We start from the raw sequence: 24,032 nt of genomic DNA on the forward strand, positions 1-24,032 counted from the left end.
CAAAACTCGATAATTACTTGGGCCACTTGAGTTGGCAATTCTTTAGACCAGGAAAACCCTATGAAACCTTCTCTGTTCCCGCGCGTATTACTATCTGCGGCGATTATTTCTGTTGCCAGTATGGCGCAGGTATCTCAGGCACAGGAAACTGCAGCCGGCATTCGCGGCTCTATTTCCGCAAGCAACGGTCAAGCAATTACCAATGCGACTGTAACAGTGGTTCATACCCCCTCCAATAGCCGCCGTGAAGTAGAAGTCAGCGACGCGGGGCAATTTAACCTGAGTGGCCTGCGAGTGGGTGGCCCCTACACCGTCACCATCGATTCCGAGGAAGGCCAGCGAGTTATTGAAGATATCTACCTTTCCGTTGGTGATATCCTCCCTCTGAGCCTAACCCTCGGCACTAGCAATCTGGAAGAAGTAACCGTATTGGGACAAGCGCTCAGTACCTCCCGTTTAGCTGTAGGCCCATCTTCGCACTTTAACAGTGACGACCTTGCCAGCGCCCCTTCCATTAATCGCGATATCAAGGATGTACTACGTCTCGATCCTCGAGTTTATGTGGATGAAGCCAATGTTGATGCTATCCAATGCGCCGGCGCCAACCCTCGCTTCAATAGCCTTACGGTTGATGGCGTACGCATGAATGACAACTTCGGCCTGAATAGCAATGGCTACCCCACTGAACGTATGCCGTTCTCGTATGATGCTATCGATCAAGTCGCCGTCGAACTGGCGCCGTTCGATGTTCAGTACGGCGGTTTCAGCGCTTGTAATATCAACGCAGTGACCAAGTCCGGCACCAATGAGTGGCATGGTTCATTTTTCTACGACTACACCGATGATGGTTTCCGTGGTGACTCCCTGGAAGGTGACGATATCGATGTGGCCAGCTTTGATGAGAAGCGCTACAACGCAACTCTGGGTGGAGCCATTATCGAAGATAAACTCTTTTTCTTTGCTGCCTATGAAAAGCTGGAAGGCGTTGCCACTTTTGACCGGGGGCCGGCAGGAAGTAGTTCTGCCACCGAAGTACAAGGGGTTTCCCAAGAGCAGCTCAATGAGATTATTCGTATTTCCAATGAAGTCTATGGCTACAATCCGGGCGGCCTACCCACCAGCATGCCAGAAGAAGACGAAAAGCTGTTGGTGAAACTTGATTGGAGTATCTCTGACGATCACCGAGCTGCGTTTACTTACAACTACAACGACGGCTTTTCCATAGCCGAGGCCGACAATGACCCCGATGAGCTGGAACTATCCAACCACTATTACGAGCGCGGAGCCGAATTAAACTCCTATGTTGCACAGCTTTTCTCCGATTGGAGTGACATATTCTCTACAGAGGTGAAGATTGGCTACTCCGATTTGGACAACCGCCAAAACTCCCTGGGCGGAACTGATTTTGGTGAAGCTCAAATCACCACTTACAACGATCATGACAACGACGGCAATGACTCCCGTGCGACAGTCTATCTAGGTGCTGATGATTCTCGCCATGCCAACAAGCTGAGCTATGAAAACCTGACATTCAAGCTCGCAGGCAAACTACTGTTGGGCGAACACAACATAACAGCCGGCTATGAGCATGAGAACTTCGATGTCTACAACCTGTTTATTCAGGAGGCGGCAGGAGAATACCGTTTCGATAGTATCGAAGATTTTGAAGCTGGGATTGCCAACCGTGTAACTTATGAGAATGCAGCTGGTAGCAACAATATTTTAGACGCTGCCGCTGAATTCAGTTACAGCATCGATACACTCTACGCCCAGGATGAATATACCTTCGCAAATCTGGACCTGACAGTGGTTGCGGGACTTCGCTATGACCGCTACAGAAGTGATGACAAGCCAGTAGCTAACGCAGACATAACCTCTACTTATGGCTTTTCCAACCAGCACAATATGGATGGCCTGGACCTGCTACAACCTCGCCTGGGCCTAAGCTGGAACCTTAATGATAGCCTGGAGTTACACGGTGGTATCGGCCTTTACTCCGGTGGGAATCCCAATGTATGGATTTCCAATAACTACTCAAATAATGGTGTTCTGCAAATCGAAGCCCAAGATAGAAGCGGCACCCCCCTATTTGATATGGACTGGACCAATAACGGCGATCCGATCTATGAAATCCCACAAGACCTCTATGATATGGTCGCAAATAGTGATGGTTCTGTAGGTGGGGTCAACCTGATGGATCCGGATTTTGAACTGCCATCCATCTGGAAGTATGCAATCGGCGGTAGCTACGAATTTGAATCCGGTTATTTAGCATCTATAGACTATTTGTACAGTGATTATCAAGATGCCGCAATTATTCAAGATATCTCTCTTGAGCAAGTTGACTCGACTGCTGATGGGCGCCCGATTTACGGCAGTGCCAATGGTCGCAGCGAAGACTTCATGCTGACCAATGTGGATGGCGACTCCGGTTATTCCAGCGTACTTTCTCTCGGCCTCAGCAAGTCTTTTGATTTTGGCCTGAGTATTGCCCTTGGCTATGCCTTCACCGAAGCTGAAGATGTTAACCCCATGACCAGCTCGGTGGCTTACTCCAATTACACCAAAATCGCTACCGCTGACGCACAGAATCCAGGCACTGCAACATCAAACTATGTAGTTCCCCATCGCTTCACTTTGAAACTGGATTATACCCAAGAGTTTTTCTCAGGTTACGAAACACGCTTCACCTTGTTTGGTTCTGCCAATGAAGGTATTCCTTATAGCTACACATTTGGTGGTCAGGTCTTTGGTGATACCGGCTGGGATCGCGGCCTGCTCTACGTACCCACGGGCGCCGATGATGCCAATGTTGTATTTGCAGATGACTTCGATACTGAGGCCTTCTTCGCCTGGGTTGACTCTGAAGATCTGGATAGCGGGACTATGGAACGCAATTCACTTAACAGTGATTGGTGGACCAAGTTCGACTTGCGTATCGACCAACAACTACCGGGATGGCGTGCGGAAGACCGGGTTAACGCGTACTTTGTTATTGAAAACCTGGGCAACCTGCTGAATGACGAATGGGGCGTTATGTATGAGGGCGGATTCCCTCGATACCAGTCAGCGGTTACGGCCAGCATCGACGACCAAGGGCGTTACGTATTTGAGGAGTTCCTGGATCCAGCGGGGCAAACCCGGGTGACCGATGCCTCTCTATGGAGTGCTCGTATGGGGATTCGCTACGAGTTCTAACCCACACTTTGTCGAATGCCGCAGCATTTGCTGCGGCCATTCCTATTTCCCCAAACCAAAAACCGTTTCTCGGTGCCGATCATTTCAATAGCGACTGATAATGAGTCTTTGGAATAGCACTTTTCTCAACTTCCAAAGCCACAAGACGCCCACCTTGAGTAAATGGGAAATAAAAAAACCGCACTGAAGTGCGGTTTTTTTATCGAATATCAAAGCAAGATCAGTAAGCTAAGCACTACCCAGCCAACGCGCCAAGGTTTCCCGAAGAAGATCTTTACTCAGTGGCTTGGTCAGAAAATCATCCATTCCTGCTGCCAGGCAACGGCCCTCAAATTGCTCTTCAGTAGTACTGGTTACAGCAACAATAGGCAGGCGATCATCCGGGCGGTGCTCGGACTCCCAGCGACGCAGTATCTCGATAATCTGCGCACTGTGGTCTGTATTTTGCTGGCAATCCACTAACACCAAATCGTAATGGCCTTCAGACAAGCGAACTAACGCATCATCCGCATCTACCGCTATATCTACCTGGTAACCCAGAGCCTGAAGCATTTCCTCAGTCACCCATTGATGAGGCCTAGACTCCTCCACCAACAACAAAGAGTAGTGACGCGGCTGATCCGCCCCACCGGTAACCACTCTTCGACAGCTTCTTTTCGCACCGCCAAACAGTAATCCCACTAACGCATCGTGCAGTTCTTTACGGGTCACCGGTCGACTCAGATACTGTGACGATGGTAAGAGTTGCTGCAGGTGAGCAAACTCACTTTTCTGGCCAAAGCCGCCCAGGCATACCAGGCGACTCTCTTTTTCACCAGCTTCTTGGGACTCTTCAAAGAAAGGCGTAATGGAGTCGAAAAGAGTCGAGTCCCCCATTGCCGGCGCCATCATCACCAATTGGTTGCGCTCCACCGCTTGGCGTAGCAGCTGCTGAACTTCGCACTCACAACCCTCACACCAGCGGATGGACTTTACATCCATCCCAAAAGAACGCAGTACCTGCGCGAGACCAGAAATAAACAGGCCCTTCTGGTGAATTAACAGGACTTCAATATCCTGTAACTTTCTGTCCGGTGTGAGGTAGGTTCGCTGGTTTGGCTCGGTGGAATACTTGATCACCACCTGATAGCGGTTGCCATCTGGCGTTGAATGCAGTTGAAGGTAACCGCCCATTGCTTCGGCTAGGCCTTTAGCAATCGAGAGTCCGAGACCTGTAGTTACCTGGGTGGTATCCATACGGGAGAAGGCACCGAAAAGTTCGCTCTCGTCCGGCAATATCTCACCGCGCCCATCATCCATCAAAGTGATCGAGAGCTGCCCTTCTACCGTGGTGATCGGGTTATAAGATACCTCACCCCACAGCTCGCCTCTTTGGGCAATGCCAGTAGCGGAGTCCACCAGATTGCGAATCAGCTGGGCCGTTTTGCGATTATCCCCTGTCACCATCACCGGGAGATTGTCATCAATCTGGAAGTTAAATTCTAACTCCTGACTGTGGGCAGCTCTCGCTGCAAACTTGAATGATTTTTCTACAGTCTTAACTAGGTTAAACGGGCCCTGGCGCAACCGAATATCTTTGCGAGCCACCCGGGTAAACAAGCCCACATTATCAACCAGTTTTAGCTGCTGACTACTGGCGGCCTTGGCCAGCTCCACCCATTCGCGCTGTCGCTCGTTTAATGGCTCAGCTTCGAGCAGCGCTAAGGCACCAAGGGAATCAGACAGCTGACTGCGGAATTCCTGGCCGATATTGGCAATAAACTCATTGGTCAGTTCAACTGCAGCTTCAGAGTGTTTGCGGGCTGCAGCCAGGCTACTAGCTCTCTGTTGCAGCTCCTGCATCGCAGACAAACGCTCCCAATAGTTCTCCGATTCACGACGGCCCTGGTGGGCAGTCAGCCAAATAAAAGCGAGGGTGAGAGTTCCGTAGATGGTCCCCAGGATCATGCCCGAGAACAGTGCCATTAGCGCTGCTGGCAGTAATGAGGTTGCGGTGAACCAAGTCAGGAAACGATGGTAGGGAGAAAATACGGTGGTGACACTGGAGCAAAAGATTACTGAGTAGATCCACAGGAAGTGGGTTTCAGGCGCAAACCCCATTAAATAGACAAAGTAAAATAAAGTAATGCCCCACCAGGCTGAGCCGATAATCGAGAACAGGAAGTAACGATTGCGCCAACGATTTGGTCCCGAGCCATACAGGTGGTCGAAGCGAAAAACGTAGTAGCCCCTGATCAGGGTTAGTACTACCAGGCCGATTCCCATTGTTAATAACAGGCGCGGAGCTTCTAGGCGCATGTCGCCAATAGAGGCTGCGATCAGAAATGCAAAAAGGGAGAGCACCATGCCGCGCCGGGTATATTTGGCGATACGCATATCAGTTGCGCGGCAAATACGTCTGTCTTTTTGAACCTTGAGTTCAGGACGATCAAATATAGACATTGCGACCTTCCCTGAGAGACTGGGTATCCGGTGCCATTGAAGCTCCCTAGCCTATCCCGAGTACTTCAACCAAAACGGTCTTTATTAGAAATCCCAGCAATCCAAGCCCCAGAGCAAGGAACAGAATAAACGTCCCAAATCTACCAGCCTTGGAGTCTTTTGCCAGGTTCCAAACAATAAACACCATAAATAGAATTAGTGCACCGATTCCCAACCACAGGGAATACTCTTCAAACTGCTCAAATGTCATGCGTGCATTCGCTTAAAAAATTGGCGCGCATTGTACAGTGCTTGAGGGCAACTGGTAAGTCATTGGCAAAATCTAGTCGACCACCGTACCATTTGGTAAAACTATAAATTCAAGCACCCTGATAGTAGTCGCCATCCTCTGAAGCGTGAGTGCCGCAACGAAGCCTGCGAACCTCTTTATCCCGGTAGCGGCTGTCATGCCAGCATCTAGGAAGTGGCTCACCAGAGAGGAAGCATAAGTCAGTTTTATCGAAGACTTCTGGGTCTTGAATCTCTTCACCCCACAGATAACGGCCTACCACAGTCAGCTCGTAGGGATTCGAAAGTGTGACAATATCAGCCACTTCTACCAAATGCTTGGTGGATATGTCTTTAAAAAGCATAGTGGCACCTTTTTCCTCATTACTAATCCAGTATAGGGCTAAAGATGACATTTCCGCCTAAAACCGCCCGACTTCTGTGGGGGGCCGCACGAATGGGAGCGTCGATATTCGAGTGTACTTAAGAGGTGGTTACTGGGGAGAAGCAGGCCCGAGTTCTATATTCGAGCCTGTCAGTAGGGAGGTTACTAGCCTTCGATCGTCAATCGAGCGGAGACCATACCTTCATCGGCAAGGGCATCCAGATTAATCGTGCGAACAGCCATTTTCTCCTGCATTAGGCGATTCAACCAGGGTTGCAAATCCTGATAACGGACTTCTTCAATCCACAATCGGATGCGGTTTTCACCCTCAGGCTCAAAGCGCTTAATCACAATCTGGTTTTGTTTTGCCGCACCAGTAACGCGCTGCAGAAGAGTTCCTGAAGCACTACCAGCACCACCGCCTGCGGGCTTTATTCGCTCCAGCGTCGGGCGCTGGCCCTCCATCCAGTTAACCAGCTCACGATTTTCTTCCGCTCGCAAGCGGGACTCATCAAAGAAGCCCTTTGCCGGGGAGTACAGGCCATAAACTATAAAAATTACGGCTCCGAATATACTCAGCAAGCCCAAGGCTCTCTGGTCATTGGGCGGAAGTGCCTGCCATTTCTGGCGCCACTGTTCGATCTGTTCTTTCATTATATTGCTACCACCAATCTCTTCTTACGCTTGGCTGCTTTATATAAAGCGCTGGCTCTAACGTAAGCGAATACGGCCTGAAACGCCTTTTTTCAACTCGTTCGCACCTAACAGGTCCGCCTTGATCCCGCCGCCAGATAGCTTGCTGACAAATGCATCGAGATCAGACAGGTTTTCCGCCTGAAGCTGCAACACCATTTCTCCACGCTGGCCATCAAAACGAAGGGACTGTAATTTTAATGCTCCCCCTTTGTGAGCAATCCAGACTTTACTCAACTGCTGCATCTGGGTAGAGAAAGCACCACCCTGATTACCCGCGCCTTTCAGAAAACCTTCAAGCTGTCGGCGCATCTGGGCAGCCGGTCGAATATTCGGGAACAACTCCGTAAACATCGCCCGGGCCTGCTCTTCAGACTGGTTGCCCTTCCACTGATAAAAAGCACCGGCACCAACGAAAAACAGTAGCTGGATAACAAAACAAGCGGCAGCAACTTTAGCCGGGCGCATCCACCAAGCCGCAGCGCTCTTATTACTTGATAACTGATAATCTCCAGTTAGCAAGTTTGTTAGCTGTCCCAGCTTGTACCGTTCAATAAAGACTTCTTCCGCTGAGCGCTGGTTCAGCTGTAAGCCATCGCCAAACTGGGATTCCAACTCAGCAATCAGCAGCCCATCCTGCTCGCCAGCCCCCAGCAGTACTACCTGTTTGTTATCGATCGGCTCGCCGCTTTCTGAATCGTCTTCGCCTTCGGATTCATCACCTTCATCAACTAATAGCGAACCGAGAAGAGGTTGTAAAAAATCGCGATTAACAGTTAGACCCTGCCCGGCACCTTTCCAGATATGCGCTTGACCGCCATCCAGCCACAGGCGAATGTCACCTTCGATCAAGCTAAGTAATTCATACTCCGGCACTACAGCAGCCAGCGGCCACTGGAGCCGCTCCAACTGGGAGTGAAGCGCTTCTATTTTTTCAACATCAATGGCGTATACGCTGCAGAGATCACCGGTACGGGGTCTGCAGGCAAAGTGTAAGTCCTCGACATCCTGGGCCAAATGCTCCTCAACCATGTAACCAATGGCACTTGCCTGGCGACGAGCTGCCTTAGGTATAGTTTCGAGGCCGCTCCATACCCAGTTACCAGGCACCATCAGTAGCGCTTTGGCTCCCTCAGGAAGGTTGAGCTGAGGGAATTCAGGCTGCTCTTCGACAGCTTCAAATTCGGGATTAAATGCCTGAACAAATTCTGAGTCCAGGGCTACTTGTTGCCAATTACCCTCTTGCCACTGATGCAAGCGCAGAGTCAGGTCAGCAGTTTCGCTCAGCCGCAGCAGAACCAGAGACGACTGAGGAAGCGCTGTAGGGGCTTCAATCTCGTTAATGCTTTTCTTTTTAAACATACAATTTCTAACTATTCGCTCTCTTCAGTGCTTTCGTACTCGAGCAACTCCTGCATCATTTGACCAGAAAAGGCCCGGCGCTGGCGCTGGCGCACCCGAACCTTGCCATCTGTACTATTCCGAACCAGGGCGGACTCCCAATACTGCCTGTATTCGCCATCGCTTCCGAGTTGGACAGCAATTCGCGCCAGAAAGTGCTGGCTTTGATAAGTAAAAGGCCCCGAGTTAGCGATTTCATAATCTGCGTATTCACTCGAGTCACTGATATAACCACCCGACTCGCGAAGTTGCACCAACTTGGAAACACTTGCGGAAGGCTCAATCGCCTCGATCAATTCCTCAGAAGCCGTGTTGATATTCACCAGGGTTCCTGTCTCCGGGAGGGCACAAAGGAAAGGCACCAGTTTCTCCCAGTCTTCTAATTCCATATCTACTACCGATGACAACTCAGTAATATCAGTGATCATCATGTCCGGTGTTCTGTGGGCAAGTTCCCTTCCCAGGTAGCCGTCATCCTCTGTCCCCGAGGTTCGCGGGGTATCGCCATCGTCCACCCAATCTGCAATTGACTTGGCCAGGTCAGACTTGCCGGTAACATTATTCACCAGGCGCTGGAAGATCTCGAATTGATCACTATCGCTGCTATCAGACAAATTATTCACGTTAAAACATGAATGTAAGTCTTTGATATTCATGCGAATTTTGCCATTGTCAGGATTGAACTGCAGAACGGGGAATGCCCAGGCCTCCAAGGCATGGTCTGCGGTTTCCTCCTCTTCCTGGTCTTCCTCGAAATCCTCCAACAGCGCTACCCGTGTCCAGGCCTCAGCCGCTTCAACAAACTCTGCCAACTGTGTGTTGGCCAACAGTGCACCGCTGCGGGAAATCGCAATCTGATCGCGCAAGATAGCGTGGGATACCGCCGCGATGGCAATCACCATCACCAGCAGTACAACAATCAGAGCCACCCCTTTTTGACGAGCCAGCGAGCTCGGCATATTTCTACCTTTCATCGCCTAACGCCCGTCATCATCATCGTCGTCAGCAGAGGAACTGTCTTCCGCTGCCAGTATCTGGAAGACACGACGGACCTCCCCGTACTGCCGGGTGACAATAACAAATTCAATAGCTTGCGGAAGCCGTATATCCGCTTCTGTTTGGGAACCGTCCGAGCTGATCGGTGGCCACTGGGCAACCCAGGCATCAGTGTCTGGGTCCAGGTATTGAAGACTTAAACTTTCGACTCCCATTAGCAGAGGCTCGGCGATGGGCGCAGAATCGGGAGACCGATCCAAGACCTGCCAGCGACTGCGCAGTAATAACCCACCTATATCGTCCTCGCCCTCCCGGCCAGTGCCGGTGGTCAGGGAGTCGATCTCAAGATCCTCGGCGTATCCGATGCTATAACTCAAACGCAATAGCTCGCCCCGAGGTTCCCCGGTGAGATTTGCCGCACCAAGGCGCGTAAATTCCAACTCGTCTTCATCACCACGTAAGGCATGCTCATAACCGCTGTAGGCATTCTTAACAGCGCGGGCAGTTACCTGGCGAAAATCATTGTCAATACGGTACATCGCCATAGAAAAGCGACGTAGCTGCTCGGCCCTCTGGTCCACCATCTCTTCGGTATCAAAAAAGAGTCCCAACAGTGAAAAGGAACCGACACTGATAATGGCGACAAGAACTAAAACTATGAGGACTTCAATGAGGGTAAAGCCCGACTGGCTGGGAAGGCGCAAAGACATATCAGTTACTCCTCCGCAGCCCAAGCATCCAGGGTCAGAGTTGGGTACTCAGCATCCAGGTGGCCTACTTCAATAATGATATGGCGCAAGCGCTCATTACTGGTGGCCTCCACTCGGGCACTAACCTCCCACTCCCTTTGCCCCAGGACCACCTGATCTGTTTGTTCCCCTAAAGGAGGCCAAGGAGTTTGCACACGGACTTGGGAGAGCACTTGTTGGGCAACCCAGTTTGCCGAGAGGCGATCCTCCATCACCCGCTGCTGGCCAACACTGCGCTGCATTGCCTTCAGAACACTGGCGGCAATTACCCCAAAAATAACCAGGGCTATCAAGACCTCTACTAATGTGAAACCGCGCTGGACTCTCTTAAAATTCATCGGCCTGCCACTCTAGCTGCAATCCGTTCAGGCTGGTGTAAGAAATAGTCGCACCTCGAACGTCGTCGCCATTCTCAACAAGGTACATGGCAACTTCCACAGGAAGTACCTCTCCACTGGAGAGGGCAACAAATTGCGGAACGACTCGATCTTCATTGGTCTCTTCTGCAAATTCCGTGGATTCTGTCGACGGCAGCTCCGCCTCAGTTATCACTTCAAGGCGAACAATTTCCGGCAATTCATGGGTGGCAAAACGCGCAGCACGCCTCCCCGACGCAACCGAATCTATCGGCAACCAGGTCATTGTTTCTTGCTCAAAATGCACCACGCTATAAGTGCCCTGCTCAAAAACAACGCCGTAATGCATTTTGTCAATCAGGGCTCGATCCGCAACCAACTGCAAAAGGGCCGACAAGCGCTGGGCTTCTTTTTGCCACACGCGCCCGCCGGAATTCCCCATCGATAGAGTCGCCATGCCAGCCAGAGAGGCGATGATGACAATCACTACCAACAGTTCGATCAGCGTAAAGCCACGGCTTCGACCGATGCTATACATCAAGTGCAAATTTCAGGTGTTACAGGTCAGTAACGTAGATATCAGCAGCTTCGCCCTCACCGCCCGCTTTGCCATCGGCACCGAGGGTGAATAGGTCGTAGGCACCGGCACTGCCTGGGCTGATGTACTGATATTCATAGCCCCAGGGATCTTTTGGCGCTTTCTTCAGGTAGGGCTCAGTCCAGTTCTTCGCTTCGGGGAAGCCGGATGGGCGGGATACCAGTGCCATCAGGCCCTGATCAGAGCTGGGGTAGACAAAGTTATCCATGCGGTAAAGGTCTAGTGCAGTCTCGATAGCTTTCAGGTCAACCCTGGCCGCTTTCATTCGAGCTTCGCCGGTCTTGCCAAGAACATTAGGTACAACCAGTGCACCGAGCACCCCGAGAATTACGATCACCACCATAATTTCAATCAGGGTAAAGCCACCACTTTTACGTAGGGTTTTCATTTTTCTCTCCTAGTTCACTCTAACTCTGGGAACCCCAAGGGTCACGATACCCTTCGTGACCCCAATTATTTAAAAGTCACCAAATCAGTAAATTACACGATTCCCCAGCCTAAAGCAGCAACATGCCCAGCAAAACTGCCGCTCCCAGCCCAACAAGAATCTTCGACGCCTCTAGCAGTGTAAAGCCGGCGCTGTTGCGCAAGGATTTCATACCAACCTCCTGAAGCAGCTACGCAATTTCTCTTTGACCTACATCTAATTTGAGCATTAAACAACCAATTCGTTCATGCTCAGAATTGGCATCATAATAGCCATAACGATGAACAACACGATGGCAGCCATTATCAGCAGCATCAGAGGTTCAAAGATGCTCACAAAGGCAGTTACCGCACCCTGCAAATCCTGCTCTTGCGAATCCGCCGCACGCTGAAGCATTTCATCGAGAGTGCCTGAAGATTCACCACTTGCGATCATATAGATCATCATCGGTGGGAAATAGCCTACATCTTCCAGGGCTTTACGAAGGCTCCCGCCCTCGCGCACGCTCTTTTGAGCCGCATCGAGTCGGTCTTTAAGGAAAGTATTGGTCATTACTCCACCGGCGATACCCATGGCTTGAACCAGCGGCACACTGCTGCCCGTAAGAATCGCCAGGGTCCCTACATAGCGAGCACTCTGTGTCCCTCGCATCATCCAGCCAATAATCGGCAGCTCCAGCAAACGGTGGTGGAAACGATATCGAATTGCCGGGCGCCGCAGCATCATCACAGCGCCAAAAATGAGCGCCCCAAGTGCCGGCGGCACCAGCCAGCCCCAGGCAGAAATAAAATCGCTCATGGAGACCAGGATGCGGGTAGCCAGCGGCAAAACCTGCCCGGTGCCGGTAAATACCTCGATAACATCAGGTACCACGTACACCATCAAACCGGTTACAACCAATACACAGATAAATACCAAAACAACTGGGTAAATCAGAGCCAGCTGCACCTTCTGCCGAAATTGCTGTTGCCCTTCCGTGTAGTCACCAAGGCGATCCAGCACCGCATCCAAATGACCAGAGTGCTCTCCTGCTTCAACCGTAGCGCGATAGAGCTTGGGGAATGCCCGTGGAAAACTGCTCAGGGCCAAGGCGAAACTGTGCCCTTCAAGAATTTTGCCCCGAACAGCCAATACCACGCGTTTGATTTTTTGGTTGCGAGTCTGGTTGGCAATGGCTCCAAGGGTTTCCTCCAGGGGAATACCCGCTCGAAGCAAAGTGGACATCTGCCGAGTTAGCAGGGCCAGGTTTTTAACACTCAACCCAGGGCTACCAGATAGAAAGCTGGCGCCGCCCTTCTCTTCTTTCTCGGTAGCTGTACTGACTTCCAGGGGCACCATACCTTTCGCGCGCAGTTGCTGCCGCGCAGCGCGCGCGCTATCCGCCTCGAGCGTACCGCGACTCTTGCGGCCGGATGCTGCCAGCGCTGTATACTCAAAAGCTGCCACAATCAGGACTCCTGCGTAACTCGTAGTACTTCCTCAAGGGAGGTCCTACCCGCTAGTACTTTCTCTACGCCATCGTCACGGATGCTGGGGCCAAGCTTGCGTGCTTCAGCAACCAACTTGCTCTCTGAAGCGCGATCGTGGATCAATTGGCGCATCACTTCGTTGAGCGGCACCAATTCATAGATACCGATACGGCCGACATAGCCACTGTGATTACACTCTTCACAGCCATTGGGCTGATAAATAATGGCTTCCTCATCAGGCCCGACGCCCAAAACCTCACGCTCACTGCTGTCAGCCACATGAGGTTGCTTGCATTCAGGACACAGAACTCGCACCAGGCGCTGGGCAAGAACACCAATCACGCTGGACGACAGCAGGAAGGGTTCAATTCCCATGTCCACCAGACGGGTTACCGAACCCAAAGCCGTGTTGGTGTGCAGGGTTGAAAGTACCAAGTGTCCGGTCAAACTCGCCTGGATTGCAATCTGCATAGTCTCCAGATCTCGAATCTCACCAACCATCACTACATCCGGGTCCTGACGCAGGATCGCGCGAAGTCCCCGGGCGAAAGTCATATCGGCTTTGGTATTAACCTGAGTCTGTCCAACCCCTTCCAGGTTGTATTCCACCGGGTCCTCGACCGTCAGAATATTCTTCTCACGGTTATTGATACTACCGAGGCCAGCATACAAGGTGGTGGTTTTACCGGAGCCCGTTGGTCCGGTCACCAGGATAATGCCGTGGGGATGTCCCAACAGGTCTGTCATCACGCGCAAGTCGCGATCTGCCATCCCCAGCTTACTCAGGTCCATTCTGCCCGCTTGCTTATCCAGCAAACGCATTACCACCCGCTCACCCGCCGATGACGGCATGGTAGAGACACGTACATCTACCTCTCGGCCAGCCATCAAAAGGGAGATCCGGCCATCTTGAGGCACGCGTTTCTCGGCGATATCCAGTTTTGCCATTACTTTAATACGGGATACCAGCAAGGGAGCCAGAGCGCGCCGGGGTTGCAGCACTTCACGAAGTACACCATCAACCCGGAAGCGCACGACGAGGCGCTTCTCAAAAGTTTCAATATGAATATCCGAGGCGCCCTGCTTGAGCGACTCGGCAAAAATTGCGTTGATCAATTTGACGATAGGCGCATCGTCTTCCTGTTCCAACAAGTCCTCAGTCTCAGGCAGCGAATCGGCGACCGCTGCAAGATCCAGGTCTTCACCCAGGCCTTCGACTTCGGAAAGGTTGCCACCCTCCCTGTTTTCATACAGGCGCTGCAAAGCACCCTGGAAAACATCTTCCTCTACAGCCTCCAAAGATACAGCCGCACCACTGATGCGCTGTACTTCGGCAACCGCTGATGGACTCAGCGGCGCCACATATTGGCAGAGGGGTTTGCCTTCCTGCTCGGTTAACAGAACCTTGTGACGCTTTGCGAAAGCGTAAGGAAGGCGGCGAATTGTTGGAGTCCCTATTCCTGTTTCAGCCGTCATTTAGCTTCTTCTACCTCCAACACCTCAACCTCAACATCCACGTCTTCTTCGACTGATTCAATGGCAGCACCATCTATAGAACCATCTACTGGCGCAGGGCTCTCGTTGTAGGTGCCTGTTGGCGGCATCAGGTCAGGTAGTACATCACCGCGGTGCCAATCCCAGATCAGGCTGGTGCGGTCTTTTAGGAATATTTGCTTCTGCTGCATATCCATGTAGCGCTTGCGCGTCTCCTCATAGCCAGCAACTTGACTACTGAGGATTCTGGGACGCAAGAACACCATCAGATTAGTTTTGCTAACACTCTTCTCAGTGTTTCTGAACAAGCGACCAATGCCGGGAATATCACCGAGGAGAGGCACTTTGGACACGGTTTCATTAACCTGATCTTCCATCAAACCACCCAGTACCAGGATCGCGCCATCATCGATCAATACTTTTGTGCGGATCTCACGCTTGCTGGTAACGATATCGGACGCACCTTCCGCTGCAGCCGTAGCAGAAGACAAAACGTTTTCAACCTTTTGCTCGATCTCAAGAGTTACCGAATTGTTGTTATTCACACGGGGAATCACTTTAAGAGTGGTACCCACATCCTCACGCTGGATGGTGGTAAACGGATCATCGTTACTACCAGACAGCAACTGTTCACCGGTAATAAAAGGTACGTTCTGGCCCACCAAAATCTCAGCTTCTTCATTATCCAAAGCCATAATTGTTGGTGTAGAAAGGATATTGGTATTGCTCTCTGACGCTACGGCATTAATCGCAGCACGGATATCACCGCCACTGAGGTAGCCCAGGTGCAATGCCCCAGCTCCCACCAAATCAGTCACAGGAAGTGAAAATGGGTTGGGTTCCCCATCGGAATCCGTACCTAACTGGTTATTCCAACCGGCAACAGCATTACTGCCGGAACCAGCAATCCAACTAATACCCAGTTCGCTACCTGTACCTTCAACTACCTCTACAATAATTGCCTCAATCAAAACCTGCGCTCTGCGCACGTCCAACCTGGCAATAACACCTTTCATAGTTTCAAGGAGAGCTGGAGGAGCAGTTAACACCAGTGCGTTGAGCGATTCGTTAACTTGAATGCTGACTTCGATATTCGCCGCTTGCTGGTCTTTCTCTGTGTTCTGGATGCTACCGCTCATACCCTCGAGGATAGGCTTCAGATCTGCTGCATTGGCATACTGGATATAAACAACTGCGGTGTTGCCTTCGCCATCCAGCGGTGCATCGAGACGGCCTATTACCGTCTTAATCTGCTGGCGGGTAACAGGGTCTCCGGTCAGGAGAATACTATTGGAGCGTTCATCAACAGAAATACGCAGCGGTTGCACTTCCTTACCCGCTTTGCCTCCACTCGATTGAAGTAGATCGGTAAGAACTTGCTTTACTTCCTTCGCAGAAGCAAACATCAACGGCACCACTTCAATATCAATAGCACCGGCACGGTCAAGTTGCTTCACCAGGCGAATAATTTGGTCAATATTCGCAGCGCGGTCAGCAATAATCAGAGTGTTGGTATCAGCATAGGCAGCCAAGTGCCCAGTTTGCGGAATCAGCGGGCGCAACATAGCAATCAGCTGTGAAGCGGAAATATTCTCAACCCTTACCGTGCGAACAACCAGGGATTCCGCAGGAGCTCGAGTGGTCTCATCGGCGACAGGTATCGCCTGCTGCTTGGCTAGCGCATCGGGAACCACTTTCCAGGTTCCGCCCTGTTCCACCAAACTAAAGCCATTGACTTGAAGCACCGACATAAATACATCAAAGGCTTCATTGTGTGTCATTGGGTCACCGGCAACTACGGTGACCTTACCCTTAACATTCGGGTGGACAATAATATTTTTGCCAGTGAAATCAGCAGCCCAATTGATCAGATCACGAATGTCTGCATTGTCGAGAGAAAGGGTAACCCGCTCCGGGCCCTGAGCCAGCGTTGCAGTACAAACAAAAAAACTCAATCCGACCGCAAGCAGCCGTCGATAAAACATCTTCATCATTATTTATCTGGCTCTAGTAAATGTTCAAAAAATCAAAACAATCTAGGTAGATAGTTTTTATTTAGGCTCACGCTGAGCACGACGCTCGCGGGCCAATTCACGCAGCTGCTCCATTCTCTCCCGAATGTTCTGCTGGTTCTCATCTCTTTGAGCAGTTCTTCTGGAGGAGCTGGAACTTGACGTTCTCTGTCTGGAACTGCTGACGCCTCTCAATGGTACGTTTGGCCTTCCGTCCACTTCTGGGTATGTCAGTTTTTCCATCCTGCCATTACGACGAAGAACCACATGGTCAACCTCAACAGAATAAAGTTCGGCGCCACCTGGAAGCCGATCACCGACATACAAACGCTTGGAGGGTTTACCTTTCTCCGACACCAGAGCACTGGCTTTGGTTTTATTGGAGCTGTCAAAAACACCGGATAAAACAATATTCAGCTGGGTCAGAGGAATATTTTCGAGGTCGACTTCAGGGACTTCTGTAGCCTTTTTAGGTTCAGCACGTCCAAAGAACGGCGTGCTGGGAAGACTGGCAGCGCTGGGGGGAGGAGCACCTCTCGGGCTTTTACGCTCCGCGAGCAGGGATTCCTGAGGATCGCTTGGGACCAATAGGGAGCCATAGGCAAACAAATTGCCAGACAACCACAACAGGCCAATAGCTGACGCCGCCATAGTGCCACGGGAGAGACCTTTGCTCGACTCGCCCTGGGCAAACTTATTGCCAATTGAGCCAACGGCTCGCGCTAGAGGGGACATGAACATACCCACATACAAGTTCAACTTTCTGAGGTTATTGGTTTTTGACGCCTATTTTCTTGCCTCAGCCCGGGAAAGGCAACGCTCTTTCAAGTTAAACGCCGCAAACCCTCATTTCGTCCCTTAAATTGCACACTAGTTCCGCAGGTTGTCACCAAAAAACGAAAAAAGGCGGCATGACGCCGCCTTTTTCAATGCCCGCTAGTATAGCAATCGGACATTACAGCTTTGTTTCAAGCTCTGGTACAGCTTCAAACAGGTCAGCTACCAGACCGTAGTCAGCAACGGAGAAGATCGGTGCTTCTTCGTCTTTATTGATGGCTACGATAACTTTGGAGTCTTTCATACCTGCCAAATGCTGGATCGCGCCGGAGATACCAACGGCAATATACAGGTCAGGGGCAACGATCTTACCGGTTTGACCAACCTGCATATCGTTAGGTACGAAACCTGCATCCACAGCAGCACGGGAGGCACCAACTGCAGCCCCCAGTTTGTCGGCCAGCTTGTACAGCATTTCGAAGTTTTCGCCATTCTGCATGCCGCGGCCACCAGAAATGACTACGCTCGCAGCGGTCAGCTCAGGACGATCGGATACAGCCAGCTCTTCGCCGACAAAAGAGGAAACACCAGCGTCATCCGCGATATCTACAGATTCAACCGCTGCACTTCCACCTTCAGCCGCCACGGCGTCAAAGGCAGTGGTACGTACAGAGATTACCTTGATGGCATCGGAGCTCTGTACAGTGGCAATGACGTTACCGGCATAAATCGGGCGCTTGAAAGTATCTGCACTTTCAACAGCGACGATGTCGGAAATCGGCTGAACATCCAGCAGCGCAGCAGCGCGTGGCAGCATGTTCTTACCGGTAGTAGTGGCTGGAGCCAGGATATGACCGTAGTCTTTACCCAAGTCCGCTACCAGCTTGGCAACGTTCTCAGCCAACTGGTGCTCGTAAGCGGCATTATCTGCCAGCAGTACCTTGGAAACGCCTTCAGCTTTAGCAGCAGCCTCCGCTACAGGGCCGCAGCCAGATCCAGCAACCAATACAGCAACATCACCACCAATAGCCTTGGCAGCAGCGATGGTGTTGAGCGTAGCGCCCTTCAGTTCGGCGTTGTCGTGTTCAGCAATAACCAGAATGCTCATCAGATTACCTTCGCCTCGTTTTTCAGTTTCTCTACCAGTTCAGCAACGTCAGCAACCTTAATGCCTGCTTGACGCTCAGCCGGCGGCTCAACTTTCAGGGTTTTGGTGCGGGGAGTAATATCAACGCCCAGCTCATCCGGGGTCGTGGTATCGAGAGGCTTACGCTTTGCCTTCATGATGTTAGGCAGGGAGGCGTAACGCGGCTCATTCAGGCGCAGGTCAGTAGTAACAATGGCAGGCAGTTTCAGTTCAACAGTCTGCAGGCCGCCGTCAATTTCACGAGTTACCTTAACAGCGTCGCCTTCTACGGCAACTTCAGAGGCGAAGGTACCCTGCCCCATGCCAGTCAAAGCACCCAGCATCTGGCCGGTCTGGTTGTTATCGCCATCGATGGACTGCTTGCCCAGAATTACCATTTGAGGCTCTTCTTTCTCAACAATCGCTTTCAGGCATTTGGCTACTGCCAGAGGCTGCAGCTCAGCATCGGTCTCAACCAGGATACCGCGGTCGGCACCCAGGGCCAGTGCAGTGCGGATTTGCTCTTGGCATTGCTTGGAGCCCATGGAAACGGCGACTATCTCGCTGACAACGCCTTTTTCCTTCAAGCGCACCGCCTCTTCTACTGCGATTTCGCAGAAGGGGTTGATAGACATTTTGACGTTGGCTGTATCAACGTCAGAGCCGTCCGCCTTGGGGCGAACCTTGACGTTGTAGTCAACAACGCGTTTCACAGCTACAAGAACTTTCATGGAAATCCCGTCTCAAATATGCTTTTTAACAGCCGCGACTGATAATTCACGTCGCGAACGGATACGGTGTTCTGGTCAAACAAGTGTTTGAACGGCGTGTATGGTGGCGGTTCTATAGCGCAAAATCAATAGTCAAATGGAAGTCCCTCCTGCCATTCACAAAATCTATTTCCGGGAATAAGAACCACCTATCCACCCCCAGTAAGCCGTTGAAATACAGCGCATTTGCCATAGCAAATGAATAGTCATGCAATTGGTAGGGTTGATTAAACGCCTATATAATCCGCCAGCAATATAAATGATAAGGCCGGATTGGCCGCAAAAAAGTTGAATACAACTGCTGAGGAGAGTGCCGTGGAACGCGAATCAATGGAATACGATGTAGTGATCGTGGGTGCCGGCCCCGCTGGATTGGCCGCGGCCTGTCGTATTCGTCAGCTCAATGAAGACGTCTCTGTATGTGTCGTGGAGAAAGGCTCAGAAGTAGGAGCTCACATCTTATCCGGTGCTGTATTTGAGCCCACCGCCCTTAATGAACTCTTCCCCGACTGGAAAGAACGTGGAGCCCCCCTCAATACTGAGGTAAAAGGCGACGACATCTACGTCCTGCGCAGCGAAGAGAACTCTATAAAAGTCCCCAACATGTTTGTGCCCAGCACCATGCACAACGAGGGCAACTACATTATCAGTCTCGGCAACCTGTGCCGTTGGCTGGCAGAACAAGCCGAAAGCCTGGGAGTGGAAATCTTCCCTGGGTTCGCCGCTGCTGAAATTTTGTACAACGAAGATGGCTCTGTAAAAGGTATCGCTACTGGCGATATGGGCATCGGCATGAACGGAGAGCAAAAAGACTCTTACATGCCGGGCATGGAGCTGCATGCCAAATACACTCTCTTCGCTGAAGGTTGTCGCGGTCACCTGGGCAAGCAGCTGATCGAACGCTTTAAGCTAGACGAAGATGCCGACCCACAACACTACGGCATCGGTATTAAAGAGATTTGGAAAGTCCCTGCGGACAAACACCAGCAAGGCCTGGTTGTTCACACTGCTGGCTGGCCGCTGGAACAAAGCTCCACCCACGGTGGCGGCTTCCTTTACCACCTCGAAGACAACCAGGTTGTTGTCGGCTTGATTACTGACCTCGCCTATAGCAACCCCCATGTGAGTCCATTTGACGAGTTCCAGCGCTATAAACACCATCCGGTAATCAAGCAGTACCTGGAAGGTGGCGAGCGCGTCGCCTACGGTGCCCGCGCCATAGTAAAAGGTGGCCTTCAATCTCAACCGAAAATGACCTTCCCTGGCGGCCTGCTGATCGGTGATAACGCCGGCACCCTGAACTTTGCCAAGATCAAGGGCAATCACACCGCGATGAAATCCGGCATGATCGCGGCTGAGTCTGTAGTTGAAGCCCTCGCCGCTGAGCGCAATAGCGAAGAGCTGACCGACTACACCACCAAGTATCGCGATAGCTGGGCCTGGAAAGAGCTGCACATGCAGCGCAACTTCGGCCCGGCCCAGCACAAATGGGGCAACATTCTGGGATCTGCCTATGCATTTGTGGATATCAATATCTTTAAAGGCAAGCTTCCCTGGACCCTGCGCGACACCAAGGCTGATCACGCCCAACTCAAGCCTGCTGCTGACTGCGCTAAGATTGACTATCCGAAGCCCGACGGCGTACTCAGTTTTGACAAGCTATCTTCCGTGTTTATTTCCAATACTAACCACGAAGAAGACCAGCCTTGCCACCTGACCCTGAAGGACCCAGAAGTTCCGCTGAGTCACAACCTGCCGATTTACGATGAACCCGCGCAGCGCTACTGCCCTGCCGGTGTTTATGAGGTTATTGAAGACACCAACGGTAAGCGCTTCCAGATCAACGCTCAAAACTGCGTACACTGTAAGACCTGTGACATTAAGGACCCAACCCAAAATATTGTTTGGGTAACCCCTGAAGGTGCCGGCGGCCCCAATTATCCAAATATGTAATTGGGTCTACACATAAAAAATGGCGCCGATGGCGCCATTTTTTATTGCTTGAGAACGCATATTTTCGTGCACTTAATCCAAGGCACAGCCAGCTGGCCTCCCTAGAACTTGTACTGCGCACTCAATGCGAAAGTCTGCCCAATCTCCTCCTCAAAAACGGTGACACCCTGCCTCTCAATTTCAATGGCCTCACCCAAAAGGTTCTGCACTTTAGCCTTCACCGTCACCTCATCAGTTGGATACCAGAAGTAAGTCAAATCGAGAGAGTGGAATGGCTGCTCAAATGAATCGGGATGAGGGTCTCGCCCCGCTTTGTAAAGGCGCTCACCAAATACGTTGTAAACCAAGCTGGCAGAATGGTTCCCGTCCGGGCTATCAAAGCCGAGCAGCATATTAACCACACAATCAGATGCCCCTGTCATTTCGCGGACTGCATTAGTCGGTGCATCAGCCTCATCACCGGCAACAATTTCCGAGTCTTGAAGCGTAATATTGCCCTGCAGGAAGAAGCTATCCATTGGGTCAGAGATAAAGCCAAGGCTTTTCATACCCTCTATTTCTATACCGGTAATCTCACCAGACTCAGCATTTATAATCTCTCGCGCAATATTGTCATCACTTGAGGCAGCTTCAAAAAACTCAATAGGATTAACAATATCCTTATAGAAAGCCGAAATAGTCAGGCTATCGCCGCTATCAAAAAACCACTCTGCGCGAATATCGTAGTTGTCGATCTCCGACGGCCGAACACTCGAATTCCCCCTGATCTGATCATCAGTGTGCGGATCTATATAAATAGCGTCGGTAATTTCACGCAAGTCGGGCCGAACAGCGGTCTTGGATGCGCCGAATCTCAACTGGAATGTCTCCGCCCAAAATGACCCCATATAGGTCAAGGATAATGAAGGATAAATATCATCATCTGTATATACCGCTTCAGCCAACTCCTCGGGGTCATTCGTAATCTGTGGTTCACTTTGCGAGAAACTATAGGGGTTCCACTCTAAAGCAGCTTGACTATAGTCCTCCCATCGGGCCCCAGCTGAAATACGCCAGGTTTCCTCAAGAGTCCAATCGAATTTACCGTAGATCGCATCTGTCGAAGTAGCGGCCAAATAACTTTGCTTGTTACTGCCAGACTTGGCAAAAACAAAGTTATTGTCATCATCGGTAATATTGGTATCACTGAACACATCACCCAGAGGATCATCAAGAATTGCGCTATCAGCGACACTGAAGATATCCAATCCGAACTCAGTTTGCTTATAGGATCGCCCTTTCTCAATCCGAGCAAATCCTGCACTCAACTCCAGTGTGGACGAGGAAAATTCAACAGGCAATGTTGCAGACCAACCGTAGTTTCGAACCTCATCCTCCAGCTCAGTAAATCGGAAGCTAGCGCTCCGCGAAGCAATATCCACAGTTGAACTGAGAACTTCACCTGTTTCCGGATCGGTTTCGGTACTCGCAATAACCTCAACCTGATTGGGAATGTCAGTTATCGCTGTCGCATCGGAATAAAACCAATCAACCACCAATTCCTCAGGAATCCAACTTAACAAACCAATAGGCAGCAGCCCCTTAGTTTCCGGGCCAAGGGAATGGCTCCCTTTTAGCTGGTGAAGCTCCAACTCCCGCTCTTCATATTTCAGTTCGTAGTTTCTAAATCCAGTGCCGTCAGATAACAAGCGGTTTGAATTAAAATAGTCGCGGATAGAGGTTTCATCATCCGTATTCCTTAAGAACAAGCTGGTACTTTCAACTGCATGTTCATCCGAAAAACGCAAGCCCAGGTTTAAGTTTCCACTGATATCCACGGAATAAGTAGACTCATCTCGATGATCAATCTGCTCTTGCGGATTGCCATAATCACGAATAACTCGCTCACTCTCCCTCCACTTACTCTTGTAAGAGCCTCCAGCCAGAAAGCCAAGCTCCCAATCATCCCCAAAGTAGAAGCGGTTCCCCACGCTAGCCTTATAATCTTGATCGGGATCAGTAGACGCATCTGTGATCGAAATATCACGGTTCAAGCCCAGGGCCAACTCCCTGTTTATTGCTTGCGCTGCTTCATATGCCTCTTGATTGCTGGAATACTCATTGCCTTCAGCAATCAGGGTGTCACGAATACCTGCAACCGTCAGATCTCCTTTAAAGCGTTGCAGGGCTGCAGAAATTTCCCCAGACATAGCCCGGGTTCCATCATCGGTGCCCCAAATATCATCATCTCCACCGCTATAGCTGAGCGCATCCCCACTGACTTCACTGTTGCTACCTGTACCAATTTCGACCGAGTAAGTCAGATCATCAGGTATTCCCTTAGTCCGGATGTCAACATTGCCACCACCAAACGAGGCAGACTTATCTACCGAGTAGCTCTTCTGTACCGCCAGCGATTCCACGATAGAGGTTGGGAATAGATCTAGTGGGATAACATTTCTGGTCAGATCCGGGGATGGCACCGTCGAACCATTGAGAGTTGTACTTGAATACCGCTCACCCAAACCCCTTACGTAAACGAACTTGTCACTTACCAGGGATAATCCGGATACTCGTCGCAGCGCTGCGGCTACGGTAGAGTCCCCCACCCTGCTGATCATCTCAGCCCCGAGGATATCTGTAACTACCTCCTCCTCCAGGCGCTCGCTAATTAGGACTTCAGCTGAGTCTCTAAGGCGCCCATGGACAATAACCTCTTCAACTTCGGGTGTAGAGTTTTCAACTAGCTCTGCATCTTGTGCAGACGCAACGGAAGCAAATGTCGAGCCCGCAGCTATCGCTAAAACAAGCGGCGCCCTTTGAAATTTTTCGTACTTAGCCATCGAACCGGCCTCTTTTCGTTCTAAAGAATCGCGGTCTGAAATCAAAGAAGGCGCCGACTCCATCAGCGAAGGCGGCGCCTTAAATAATCGGGAGCTG

19 protein-coding genes are annotated in these 24,032 nt (G+C 51.0%); 2 read left to right on the forward strand and 17 right to left on the reverse strand.

The features are described 5' to 3' along the window. The first annotated feature begins 60 nt into the window (after nucleotides 1–60). Nucleotides 61–3,198 carry a TonB-dependent receptor gene (locus ACJJIL_RS10760; RefSeq protein ID WP_445361937.1) on the forward strand — a complete coding sequence of 1,046 codons (3,138 nt, stop codon included), beginning with the start codon at nucleotides 61–63 and terminating at the stop codon, nucleotides 3,196–3,198. A 228-nt stretch (nucleotides 3,199–3,426) separates the two neighbouring features. Here the strand turns inward: ACJJIL_RS10760 and ACJJIL_RS10765 are convergent, their stop codons facing one another. The 16 genes from ACJJIL_RS10765 to ACJJIL_RS10840 form a co-directional block, all read right to left on the reverse strand. Beyond that, entirely contained in the window at nucleotides 3,427–5,640 is a 2,214-nt protein-coding gene (locus ACJJIL_RS10765; RefSeq protein WP_445361938.1) for a hybrid sensor histidine kinase/response regulator, read from the reverse strand. Nucleotides 5,641–5,686: 46 nt separating this feature from the next. Beyond that, nucleotides 5,687–5,890, reverse strand: coding sequence for a DUF2788 domain-containing protein (locus ACJJIL_RS10770; protein ID WP_282932717.1), 204 nt, complete (start codon nucleotides 5,888–5,890; stop codon nucleotides 5,687–5,689). A gap of 109 nt (nucleotides 5,891–5,999) precedes the next feature. Continuing rightward, a complete protein-coding gene (locus tag ACJJIL_RS10775; protein WP_282932716.1) occupies nucleotides 6,000–6,272 on the reverse strand; it encodes an acetyltransferase in 273 nt (90 codons plus the stop codon). Nucleotides 6,273–6,457: 185 nt separating this feature from the next. Next, nucleotides 6,458–6,946 carry a type II secretion system protein M gene (locus ACJJIL_RS10780; protein WP_444897209.1) on the reverse strand — a complete coding sequence of 163 codons (489 nt, stop codon included), beginning with the start codon at nucleotides 6,944–6,946 and terminating at the stop codon, nucleotides 6,458–6,460. Nucleotides 6,947–7,003: 57 nt separating this feature from the next. Continuing rightward, nucleotides 7,004–8,347 carry a type II secretion system protein GspL gene (gene gspL, locus ACJJIL_RS10785; RefSeq protein WP_445361939.1) on the reverse strand — a complete coding sequence of 448 codons (1,344 nt, stop codon included), beginning with the start codon at nucleotides 8,345–8,347 and terminating at the stop codon, nucleotides 7,004–7,006. A gap of 11 nt (nucleotides 8,348–8,358) precedes the next feature. Further along, nucleotides 8,359–9,360: a type II secretion system minor pseudopilin GspK gene (gene gspK / locus ACJJIL_RS10790; RefSeq protein WP_445361940.1), complete on the reverse strand. Its 1,002-nt coding sequence runs from the start codon at nucleotides 9,358–9,360 to the stop codon at nucleotides 8,359–8,361. Nucleotides 9,361–9,363: 3 nt separating this feature from the next. Further along, nucleotides 9,364–10,092 carry a type II secretion system protein GspJ gene (locus tag ACJJIL_RS10795; protein ID WP_445361941.1) on the reverse strand — a complete coding sequence of 243 codons (729 nt, stop codon included), beginning with the start codon at nucleotides 10,090–10,092 and terminating at the stop codon, nucleotides 9,364–9,366. Between the two features lie 5 nt (nucleotides 10,093–10,097). Then, nucleotides 10,098–10,469, reverse strand: coding sequence for a type II secretion system minor pseudopilin GspI (gene gspI, locus ACJJIL_RS10800; protein ID WP_445361942.1), 372 nt, complete (start codon nucleotides 10,467–10,469; stop codon nucleotides 10,098–10,100). Next, nucleotides 10,459–11,025 carry a type II secretion system minor pseudopilin GspH gene (gene gspH / locus ACJJIL_RS10805; RefSeq protein ID WP_413665863.1) on the reverse strand — a complete coding sequence of 189 codons (567 nt, stop codon included), beginning with the start codon at nucleotides 11,023–11,025 and terminating at the stop codon, nucleotides 10,459–10,461. The genes gspI and gspH overlap by 11 nt, the downstream gene beginning before the upstream one ends. A 19-nt stretch (nucleotides 11,026–11,044) precedes the next feature. Next, nucleotides 11,045–11,473: a type II secretion system major pseudopilin GspG gene (gene gspG, locus ACJJIL_RS10810; protein WP_282932708.1), complete on the reverse strand. Its 429-nt coding sequence runs from the start codon at nucleotides 11,471–11,473 to the stop codon at nucleotides 11,045–11,047. Between the two features lie 267 nt (nucleotides 11,474–11,740). Next, a complete protein-coding gene (gene gspF, locus ACJJIL_RS10815; protein ID WP_445361943.1) occupies nucleotides 11,741–12,958 on the reverse strand; it encodes a type II secretion system inner membrane protein GspF in 1,218 nt (405 codons plus the stop codon). A gap of 2 nt (nucleotides 12,959–12,960) precedes the next feature. Further along, on the reverse strand, nucleotides 12,961–14,457 hold the full coding sequence (gspE, locus tag ACJJIL_RS10820) for a type II secretion system ATPase GspE (protein ID WP_445361944.1): 1,497 nt from the start codon (nucleotides 14,455–14,457) through the stop codon (nucleotides 12,961–12,963). Next, on the reverse strand, nucleotides 14,454–16,469 hold the full coding sequence (gene gspD, locus ACJJIL_RS10825) for a type II secretion system secretin GspD (RefSeq protein WP_413665693.1): 2,016 nt from the start codon (nucleotides 16,467–16,469) through the stop codon (nucleotides 14,454–14,456). Before gspD ends, gspE begins: the two co-directional genes overlap by 4 nt. Nucleotides 16,470–16,526: 57 nt before the next feature. Beyond that, nucleotides 16,527–17,222 (reverse strand): type II secretion system protein N, encoded by a 696-nt coding sequence (locus ACJJIL_RS10830; RefSeq protein WP_413665692.1) that lies wholly within the window; start codon nucleotides 17,220–17,222, stop codon nucleotides 16,527–16,529. A gap of 220 nt (nucleotides 17,223–17,442) precedes the next feature. Continuing rightward, nucleotides 17,443–18,372 carry an electron transfer flavoprotein subunit alpha/FixB family protein gene (locus ACJJIL_RS10835; protein ID WP_413665691.1) on the reverse strand — a complete coding sequence of 310 codons (930 nt, stop codon included), beginning with the start codon at nucleotides 18,370–18,372 and terminating at the stop codon, nucleotides 17,443–17,445. After that, nucleotides 18,372–19,121 carry an electron transfer flavoprotein subunit beta/FixA family protein gene (locus tag ACJJIL_RS10840; RefSeq protein WP_282932702.1) on the reverse strand — a complete coding sequence of 250 codons (750 nt, stop codon included), beginning with the start codon at nucleotides 19,119–19,121 and terminating at the stop codon, nucleotides 18,372–18,374. Before ACJJIL_RS10840 ends, ACJJIL_RS10835 begins: the two co-directional genes overlap by 1 nt. Nucleotides 19,122–19,475: 354 nt before the next feature. Between ACJJIL_RS10840 and ACJJIL_RS10845 the strand changes: the two genes are divergently transcribed. After that, complete coding sequence (locus ACJJIL_RS10845) at nucleotides 19,476–21,113, forward strand: electron transfer flavoprotein-ubiquinone oxidoreductase (protein ID WP_413665690.1); 1,638 nt, start codon at nucleotides 19,476–19,478, stop codon at nucleotides 21,111–21,113. Nucleotides 21,114–21,214: 101 nt separating this feature from the next. Here the strand turns inward: ACJJIL_RS10845 and ACJJIL_RS10850 are convergent, their stop codons facing one another. After that, entirely contained in the window at nucleotides 21,215–23,935 is a 2,721-nt protein-coding gene (locus tag ACJJIL_RS10850; protein ID WP_445361945.1) for a TonB-dependent receptor domain-containing protein, read from the reverse strand. Nucleotides 23,936–24,032 lie beyond the last annotated feature (97 nt).

Source organism: Microbulbifer maximicatervae (SeqCode), from assembly GCF_052468095.1.